This is a genomic window from Microbispora sp. H10830 (genome assembly GCF_014161375.1).
Lineage (GTDB): Bacteria > Actinomycetota > Actinomycetes > Streptosporangiales > Streptosporangiaceae > Microbispora > Microbispora catharanthi.
The window spans coordinates 386,428-395,308 of record NZ_JABBWX010000008.1 but is presented as its reverse complement, the minus strand read 5'-3'; the positions used below and the strand labels follow the sequence as shown (position 1 = coordinate 395,308).

Below are 8,881 nucleotides of genomic sequence, written 5' to 3'. Positions count from 1 at the left end.
TCGGGCGCAACCTGACGCAGGCCGCGCGGGAGGGCAAGCTCGACCCGGTGATCGGCCGGGACAAGGAGATCGAGCGGGTCATGCAGGTGCTGTCCCGCCGGACGAAGAACAACCCGGTTTTGGTGGGCGAGCCCGGTGTGGGCAAGACCGCCGTGGTGGAGGGCCTGTCGCAGAAGATCGTCAAGGGTGAGGTGCCCGAGACGCTGAAGGACAAGCAGCTCTACACCCTCGACCTGGGTGCGCTGGTGGCCGGTTCCCGTTATCGCGGTGACTTCGAAGAGCGCCTGAAGAAGGTGCTCAAGGAGATCCGCACCCGCGGCGACATCATTTTGTTCATCGACGAGCTGCACACACTGGTCGGCGCGGGCGCCGCCGAGGGCGCCATCGACGCCGCCAGCATCCTCAAGCCGATGCTGGCCCGCGGTGAGCTGCAGACCATCGGTGCCACCACGCTCGACGAGTACCGCAAGCACCTGGAGAAGGACGCCGCGCTCGAGCGGCGGTTCCAGCCGATCCAGGTGGCCGAGCCGTCGCTGTCGCACACGATCGAGATCCTCAAGGGTCTGCGGGACCGTTACGAGGCGCACCACCGGGTGTCGATCACCGACGGCGCGCTGGTGGCCGCGGCGACGCTGGCCGACCGGTACATCAGCGACCGCTTCCTGCCGGACAAGGCGATCGACCTGATCGACGAGGCCGGCTCGCGGATGCGCATTCGCCGGATGACGGCGCCGCCGGACCTGCGCGAGTACGACGAGAAGATCGCGAACGTGCGGCGGGAGAAGGAGTCCGCGATCGACGCGCAGGACTTCGAGAAGGCCGCGGCGCTGCGGGATCAGGAAAAGCAGCTGCAGCTCAAGCGGGAGCGGCGGGAGAAGGAGTGGAAGGCCGGCGACATGGACGTCGTGGCCGAGGTGACCGAGGAGCTCATCGCCGAGGTCCTGGCCACCGCCACCGGCATCCCGGTGTTCAAGCTGACCGAGGAGGAGTCCCAGCGGCTGCTCCGGATGGAAGACGAGCTGCACAAGCGGATCATCGGTCAGGACGACGCGATCAAGGGGCTGTCGCGGTCGATCCGCCGCACCCGCGCCGGTCTGAAGGACCCGCGCCGTCCGGGTGGGTCGTTCATCTTCGCCGGTCCGTCGGGTGTCGGTAAGACCGAGCTGTCCAAGGCGCTGGCGGAGTTCCTGTTCGGCGACGAAGACGCGCTGATCATGCTCGACATGTCGGAGTTCATGGAGAAGCACACCGTCTCGCGGCTGTTCGGCTCCCCGCCCGGTTACGTCGGGTACGAAGAGGGCGGCCAGCTGACCGAGAAGGTGCGGCGCAAGCCGTTCTCGGTGGTCCTGTTCGACGAGATCGAGAAGGCCCACCCCGACATCTTCAACTCGCTGCTGCAGATCCTGGAGGACGGCCGGCTGACCGACGCCCAGGGCCGGGTGGTGGACTTCAAGAACACCGTCATCATCATGACGACCAACCTCGGCACCCGGGACATCTCCAAGGGCATCGGGGTCGGGTTCGCCCGCTCCAACGACACCGAGTCGAACTACGACCGGATGAAGGCCAAGGTGCAGGAGGAGCTCAAGCAGCACTTCCGGCCGGAGTTCCTCAACCGCGTCGACGACATCGTGGTCTTCCACCAGCTGACGCCCAAGGAGATCATCCAGATCGTGGACCTGATGCTCGCCCAGGTGGCCGAGCGGCTCAAGGACCGCGACATGGGCCTGGAGCTGACCCCGGCCGCCAAGCAGCTGCTGGCCGACCGCGGGTACGACCCGGTGATGGGCGCCCGCCCGCTGCGGCGGACCATCCAGCGGGAGCTGGAGGACACGCTGTCGGAGAAGATCCTCTACGGCGAGCTGCGGCCGGGCCAGGTCGTCAAGATCGACATCGAGGGCGAAGGCGACGCCGCGAAGTTCACCTTCACCGGTGAGGCGAAGAGCCCGGCGGTCCCGGACTCTGCGGCCTCCATCGCCGAGGCGGTCCAGCGCTGATCCGCCTGCGATAACCCGTTCCACCCGAGGGGCGCTCCGTGAGGAGCGCCCCTCGGCGTTTTCGGCCGTACCTCGGTCACGGTGCGGTCACCTTCGCGCCGAGAAGGCGAGAACCGGTATCACGCCACCGGACGTAGTACTACACTTTGTAGAGTCCGCTCGCGGTATGCCATGAGTGCGAGTGGACGGCATGTCATCCCTGCGGCGTACAGGACAATCCGCTGCGGGGCGGACGCGTAGGACCGGGCGCACGGGGGAAGCTCGGTCCGCCCGGGAGAGATCCCGGCGGTAGGAGGACCGGAGTCCCATGCGGTCGGGACACGCCCTGTGGGCGAATTGGCGGTCCGGAAGTGCACAAGCCCTTGGAGGCACCTGATGCGCCTGTTGCACGACGACGGGACGCTGGTTCACCTGGCCTACAACGCGGGCGTACATCCCGCCGAGGATCTGGAGAACCTGATCGCCCACCTCACGCGCTACGCCGTGCCGGTGCGCAGGAAGCTGGGAGTCGACCGGCTGGGCGTCGGCCTGTGGCTCGCTCCCGCCGTGGCGGACCACCTCATCGCCGATCGCATCGAGCTCGTACGGCTGCGCCGGTCGCTGGAGGAGCGCGGCCTGGAGTGCGTCAGCCTGAACGGCACCGGCGGGCGCAACCAGGAGGTTCCCGGACCCGACTGGGCCAAGCCCGAGCGCTACCGCTACACCATGGCGCTGGCGAAGATCCTCGCGTTCCTGCTGCCTGACGACGTCCAGTCGGGCAGCATCTCCACGATCCCGATCGGCTGGCGCCGCGACTGGCCCGCCGACCTGCACACCATCGCCTCCCGCCGGCTCGAACGGCTGTCGCGTGAGCTGCGCGGCCTCTACAGCGTCACCGGCAAGATCGTCAGGGTCGGCTTCGAGCCCTGGCCGGGCTGCGTGCTGGAGACCACCGAGCAGGCCCTTGAGCGGGTCTGCGACATCGACTCCGATCACCTCGGCGTCTGCCTGGACGCCTGCCACCTGTCCTGCGGCGCCGAGGAGCCCGACGCGGCGCTGCGCGGGCTCGCTCTCGCCGGGGCTCCCGTGGTCAAGCTGAGCCACGTGCACAACCACAGCCAGGAGATCCCCAGCACCCAGCCGGTGATCGCCGACACGCTCACCGCGATCCTGTCCGGGGCGGTGAACGGCACCGCGCACGTCGAGGTGGAGGCCCACGACCTGACCTCCCCCAAGGCGAAGGGGCCCGCCGCCCTGGTGGCGAAGCTCGCCGACGAGCTCGACTGGACCCGCCGCAACCTCACCGCGCTCGGCCTCAAGCTCGCCGCCTGACAGCGCCCAAAGGCGTCAGGAGGGCAACTGGTAGGTGCCGTCGGGGAGGACCTCGGCCAGGCCGTCGTCCAGGAGACCGTCCAGTGCGCGCTCGCGCTGCACGTGGTCGGCCCAGACGGCGTCCAGCGCCTCCTTGGGGACCGGCCCGTGCGCCTCGCGGAGCACGGCGAGCAGCCGGCCGCGGCACTGCCGGTCGGTCCCCGCGTACGTCTGGCCCTGCCGCGCCGGGCCGTCGTGGGCCGGACGCCCGGCCAGCCGCCACGCGCACTGCGCGGTGACCGGGCAGCGCTCGCAGCGGGGCGCCCTGGCCGTGCAGACCAATGCGCCCAGCTCCATCACGGCCACGGCCCAGCGAGGCGCGCCGACCGGGGGCACCAGTGACTCCGCGAGCCGCCGCTCGGCCGCCGTGGGCGCCTTCGGCGGGTACTCCTCGCCGCGCACCGCTCTGGCCAGCACCCGCCGCACGTTCGTGTCCAGCACCGCGTGGCTGCCGCCGTACGCGAAGCTGGCCACGGCCGCCGCCGTGTAGTCGCCGATCCCGGGCAGGGCCCGCAGTTCGTCGTAGGTGGACGGCACGCGCCCGCCGTGGTCGGCCGTGACGGCCCGGGCGCACGCGTGGAGGTTGAGCGCCCTGCGCGGGTAGCCGAGCCGCCCCCAGTGGCGTACGGCCTCGCCGGGGGACTCCTTCGCGAGCGCTTCCGGGGTGGGCCAGCGCTCCATCCACTCGGTCCAGACGGGCAGCACCCGGGCGACGGGCGTCTGCTGGAGCATGATCTCGCTCACCAGGATGCCCCACGGGGTCGCGTCGGGACGCCGCCAGGGCAGGTCGCGGTTGTGCTCGGCGTACCAGTCGAGGATGGGCTCACGCAAGGAGGCGGACACGCCCCGACTGTACCGAGAGCCGCGCTGCGGAGCGTACGGCGCCCGATTGCGCAAAGACCCGGCGAGGCTGTGATCTGGAGAAGGACAAGGTTCAGCGAGCCGTTACCTCTGGCCCGCCAGGGCTCTCCATACTGTGCGTATGGATCCGGACACTTTCCGTGGTGACGTGGGCGTCGAGGGGGCGGACGTCTACTGGCGCCGCCGGGTGTCGGTGCTCACGGGGATGCTCGTCGTGGTGGCGGTCGTGGCATGGGCGTGCAGCAGCGCCTCCGGACGGCCGGACGAGACCGCCGCCGCCGTCAAGGCGACGCCCTCCGACCGGCTGGTCGTCTCGCTGCCCGCCGGGCTGGCTCCGAAGACGCCCGCCGTCTCCGGCGCCGCCGTCCCGGGGCAGCCGTCGCCGTCCGCTTCCGCGGGCGTATCGCCCTCGCCCGGCAAGCCGCGGCGCCCGGGCGACCCCTGCGACGAGAAGGACCTCGTGCTCGCGCTGCAGTCCGGTCAGGAGGTGTACGGCAAGGATGTCACGCCGACCTTCCTGCTGACGGTCGTGAGCACGGGCAAGGTCGAGTGCACGGTGGACGTCGGGCCGCGCACGCTGGAGATGCGGGTGCTGTCGGGCGGCGAGCGCGTGTGGTCGACGGCCGACTGCGTGGCGGGCGACGGCGTGGACAGGCAGTTGCTGGAGCGCGGCATCCCCTACGTCCGCTCGATCCGGTGGGACCGCCACCGGTCGGGGAGCACGTGCGCCGGCAAGCGGTCGCCCGCCGACCCCGGCACGTACGTCGCGACCGCGCATTCGGGCCGGCTGAAGAGTCCGAAGATCGTCTTCCACCTGCGCTGACCGAGACCTACAGGTAGCGCTCCAGGATGGACGACTCGGCGAGCCGGGACAGGCCCTCGCGGACGCTGCGCGCCCGGGTCTCGCCCACGCCGCCGACGGCCTGGAGGTCGTCGGTGCTGGCCGCGAGCAGCTTCTGCAGGCCGCCGAAGTGGCTCACGAGCCGGTCGACGATCGCCCCGGGCAGGCGGGGGACCTTGGTGAGCAGCCGGAAGCCGCGTGGGCTGACCGGCGTGTCGAGCGCGTCGCCGCCATGGTGACCCAGAATCTGCGCCACCTTCGACAGGTCGAGCAGGTCGCCGGAGGACAGCTCGTCCAGTTCGCGCATGGCGTCGGCGTCCCCGTACGGCCGCGCGCCGAGCGAGCCGGGCGCGTAGTCGCGGATGATCTGCACGCGGTCGGTCTCCACGCCCGCGAACAGCTCGTCGAGCTGGAGCGACAGCAGCCGCCCGTCGGTGCCGAGCTCGACGACGTATCCCTCGATCTCGCGGGCGATGCGGCGGACCATCTCCAGGCGCTGGACGACGACGGCCACGTCGCGGACCGTCACGAGGTCCTCGATCTCCAGGGCCGACAGGTTGCCGGAGACCTCGTCGAGCCGCTTCTTGTAGCGTTCGAGCGTCGCCAGGGCCTGGTTGGCCTTGGACAGGATCGCGGCCGACTCCTCCAGCACGTGGCGGATGCCGTCGAGGTAGAGCGCGATGATCCGCATCGACTTGCTGATCGCGATGACCGGGAGCGAGGTCTGCCTGGCCACCCGCTGCGCGGTGCGGTGCCGGGTGCCGGACTCGTCGGTGGGGATGGCCGGGTCGGGCACGAGATGCACGGCGGCCCGCACGATCCTGAGGTGGGCCGTGTCGAGCACGATCGCGCCGTCCATCTTGGCCAGCTCGCGCAGGCGGGTCGCGGAGAACTCGACGTCGAGCGTGAACCCGCCGGTGCAGATGTCCTCGACCGTGCGGTCGTACCCGAGGACGATCAGGCCGCCGGTGTGGCCGCGCAGGATGCGCTCCAGGCCGTCACGCAGCGCCGTCCCCGGAGCGAGCGCGGCGAGCACGGCCCTTCTGCGGTCGTCGATCGCCTTGTCGTTGTCCAGCACATGCACCCCAGTGGGCTCGCCCGGTCGTTATCCGTCAGATCGTCTTCCTACCGATCCCTTGTCGCGGCGAGATCCGCGAGGCGCTCCGCGGACGCCCTGTGAAGCCCCTCGGGGGCGCGGGGGCGAGGCCACGGCCGACGGGGCAGGCAACAGAGTTTACCGGCGTGACGCCTTGCTCACAGGTGTGACGACCGATCACCCCGACGACCTCATGAGGTTGAGCGCGTCCCACACGTTCTCCACCTCCGTAACCTCGAAGCCCGGCGCGAACGGCGTCGTGCGGCCGGTCGGCGAGCGCAGCGCCACGAGTCGGCCGCGGCTCGCCGACGCCTCCAGACGTGGGCCTTCCTCCTCCAGCGAGCCGGTGGGCACCAGCGCCCTGGTGAAGCCGAGCCGGGCCGCCTCGGCCAGCCGCCGCCGGACCTCCCGCACCGGCCGCAGTTCACCGGCCAGGCCGACCTCGCCCAGCGCGACGAGCCCGGCGGGCAGGGCCTGGTCGCCGGCCGCGCTGACGACCGACAGCATCAGCGCGAGGTCGACGGCGGGGTCGGTCAGGCGGATCCCGCCCACGGTGGCCGTGAAGACGTCGCACTTGCCGATCTTGGCGTTGAGCCGCCGCTCCATGACGGCGAGCACCATCGCCACCCGGTAGGAGTCGAGGCCGGAGGACGTGCGGCGGGGCTGGGGAGCCTCGGTCGGGCCGACCAGGGCCTGCAACTCGGCCGGGATCGGCCGGGTGCCCTCGATGGTGACGGTGACGCAGGTGCCCGGCACCGGCTCGGGATGGCGGGAGACGAACAGCCCGCTGGGGTCGGTGATCCCGGTGATGCCGCGCTCGTGCAGGTCGAAGCAGCCCACCTCGTCGATCGGGCCGAACCGGTTCTTCACCGCGCGCACCAGGCGCAGCCGCGAGTTGCGGTCGCCCTCGAAGTGGAGCACGACGTCCACCAGGTGCTCCAGCACCCGGGGCCCGGCGATCGTGCCGTCCTTGGTGACGTGGCCGACGAGCACCGTGGACATGGCCCGCTCCTTGGCGAGGCGGACCAGGTTGCCGGCGACCTCCCTGACCTGGGTCACGCCGCCGGGCACCCCGGTCGCGTCGGCCGAGCCGATCGTCTGGACCGAGTCGACGATGAGCAGGGTCGGCTGCACCTTGTCGACGTGCGCCACCAGGGCCGACAGGTCGGTCTCCGCGGCCAGGTAGAGCCTGTCCTCGATCGCGCCGATGCGATCGGCGCGCATGCGCACCTGGGCGGCCGACTCCTCGCCGGTCACGTAGAGGACGGTCTCGCCGCTGGCGGTGCGGGCGGCGGCCTCCAGCAGCAGCGTCGACTTCCCGATGCCGGGCTCTCCCGCCAGGAGCACCACAGCGCCTGGGACGAGGCCGCCGCCGAGCACGCGGTCGAGCTCGGGGACTCCGGTCGTCCGCGAGCTGACGACCTCGGTCTTCACCTGGCCGATCGGGACGGCGGGGGCGGAGACCGCGCCCGGCTTGACCACGTGGACGCCCTGCCGGGCGCCGGCCTCCTCGACCGTGCCCCACGCCTGGCACTCCCCGCACCTGCCGACCCACTTGACCGTGGTCCAGCCGCACTCGCCGCACCGGTACGCCGGTTTCGCTGCCTTGCTCACGTGCGGGAGGTTACCGGCCGCCGCTGACAATCCCTTCAGGAAAGCGGCGGCAAGGGCCGAGAACTAGTTCGCCGGCTTCTCCGGCACGTAGAAGGCGGTGGTGCCGGCGACCGCGGCGGTCACCACGTCGTCCGGCGCGCCGGAGGCCCGGTATGCCTCGCCCCACAGGTCGCTGCTGAGCCTCATGAGCTCGCGTGCCTCCTCCGACTGCTCCCACGCCGAGGGGTCGTCGAGCATCTCGCCGCGCAGGTGCAGCCCGAGCCCGAGCACCGCCAGGTCCCAGCCGACGCCCGTGGCCCCCGGTCCGAACCGGTCCCAGAACTCCGGCGGCACCACGGCGACGTGCTCCAGTTCGAACACGGTGCGGCCGTCGCCCTCCGCGTTCAGCCGCACCTCGACCTCGCTGAAGCCGGGGTTCTCGCCGAACAGCCAGCTCACCCGCAGCAGCCGGGGCGGCTCGCACCGCAGGATCTCCCCGCCCGCGTTGCCCTGGAGCTGGTAGTGCCCGCCGAGCTTCAGCTCGCCGCTCACCGGAAGGAACCAGCGGCTGATCCGCTCGGAATCGGTGCAGGCGTCCCACACGTCCTCGATCCCGGCGTCGTAGGTGCGCCGCAGCAGCACCGTACGGGCCTCGCCTTCCTGCAGGTCGCGCGTGCCGACCGCGCGGTGTACTCGGTTGATCTGGTCGATGAAGTCGCTCATTGCCGCTCTTCCTCGTCGGTTCGTCCGTCGTGGGCTGCGTGATGGGCAGCGTGATGGGCATCGCCGCCGCCGTGCCGCCGTCCGAGTCGCCGCTTCCGTCTGCCCCGCGCCAATTCGGTGCCGAGCGCGTCGAGCCGCTGTTCCCCCAAGCCGCGGAACCGCTCCAGCCAGACGTCGACCTCCCGCAGAGGCTCGGGCTCCACGGCGTACAGCCGCCGCGTGCCCTCGGCCCGTACGGACGCCAGTCCTGACTCGCGGAGCACTCGCAGGTGCTGGGAGATGGCCGGCTGTGAGATCCCGAACTCGGCGCGGATGGCGGAGGTGAGCGCCCCAGACGTCTGCTCGCCTTGGGAGAGCAGCTCCAGGATCCGGCGTCGCACCGGATCCCCCAGCGCGTCGAATGCGTGCACGCGCCCACTA

8 protein-coding genes are annotated in these 8,881 nt (G+C 71.2%); 3 read left to right on the top strand and 5 right to left on the bottom strand.

Translation table 11 applies throughout. The features are described 5' to 3' along the window. Both HHX35_RS22475 and HHX35_RS22470 read left to right on the top strand, forming a co-directional pair. Window positions 1–1,997 (top strand): ATP-dependent Clp protease ATP-binding subunit (locus HHX35_RS22475; RefSeq protein WP_182900685.1); only part of this gene is annotated, 1,997 nt, incomplete at its 5' end. Window positions 1,998–2,372: 375 nt separating this feature from the next. Next, window positions 2,373–3,308, top strand: coding sequence for a TIM barrel protein (locus tag HHX35_RS22470; protein ID WP_182900684.1), 936 nt, complete (start codon window positions 2,373–2,375; stop codon window positions 3,306–3,308). A 15-nt stretch (window positions 3,309–3,323) separates the two neighbouring features. Here HHX35_RS22470 and HHX35_RS22465 read toward each other — a convergent pair whose 3' ends face one another. Continuing rightward, window positions 3,324–4,190 carry an A/G-specific adenine glycosylase gene (locus HHX35_RS22465; RefSeq protein ID WP_139577616.1) on the bottom strand — a complete coding sequence of 289 codons (867 nt, stop codon included), beginning with the start codon at window positions 4,188–4,190 and terminating at the stop codon, window positions 3,324–3,326. 139 nt (window positions 4,191–4,329) lie between these two features. Between HHX35_RS22465 and HHX35_RS22460 the strand changes: the two genes are divergently transcribed. Beyond that, window positions 4,330–5,031, top strand: coding sequence for a hypothetical protein (locus tag HHX35_RS22460; RefSeq protein WP_182900683.1), 702 nt, complete (start codon window positions 4,330–4,332; stop codon window positions 5,029–5,031). A gap of 7 nt (window positions 5,032–5,038) precedes the next feature. Here HHX35_RS22460 and disA read toward each other — a convergent pair whose 3' ends face one another. The 4 genes from disA to HHX35_RS22440 all read right to left on the bottom strand — a co-directional run bounded on the left by disA (window position 5,039) and on the right by HHX35_RS22440 (window position 8,871). Beyond that, window positions 5,039–6,127, bottom strand: coding sequence for a DNA integrity scanning diadenylate cyclase DisA (gene disA / locus HHX35_RS22455; protein ID WP_182900682.1), 1,089 nt, complete (start codon window positions 6,125–6,127; stop codon window positions 5,039–5,041). 195 nt (window positions 6,128–6,322) lie between these two features. Then, on the bottom strand, window positions 6,323–7,759 hold the full coding sequence (gene radA / locus HHX35_RS22450; protein ID WP_182900681.1) for a DNA repair protein RadA: 1,437 nt from the start codon (window positions 7,757–7,759) through the stop codon (window positions 6,323–6,325). Between the two features lie 63 nt (window positions 7,760–7,822). Beyond that, window positions 7,823–8,461 (bottom strand): SRPBCC family protein, encoded by a 639-nt coding sequence (locus tag HHX35_RS22445; protein WP_182900680.1) that lies wholly within the window; start codon window positions 8,459–8,461, stop codon window positions 7,823–7,825. Then, window positions 8,458–8,871, bottom strand: coding sequence for a helix-turn-helix transcriptional regulator (locus HHX35_RS22440; RefSeq protein WP_182900679.1), 414 nt, complete (start codon window positions 8,869–8,871; stop codon window positions 8,458–8,460). Before HHX35_RS22440 ends, HHX35_RS22445 begins: the two co-directional genes overlap by 4 nt. Between the last annotated feature and the right edge of the window lie 10 nt (window positions 8,872–8,881).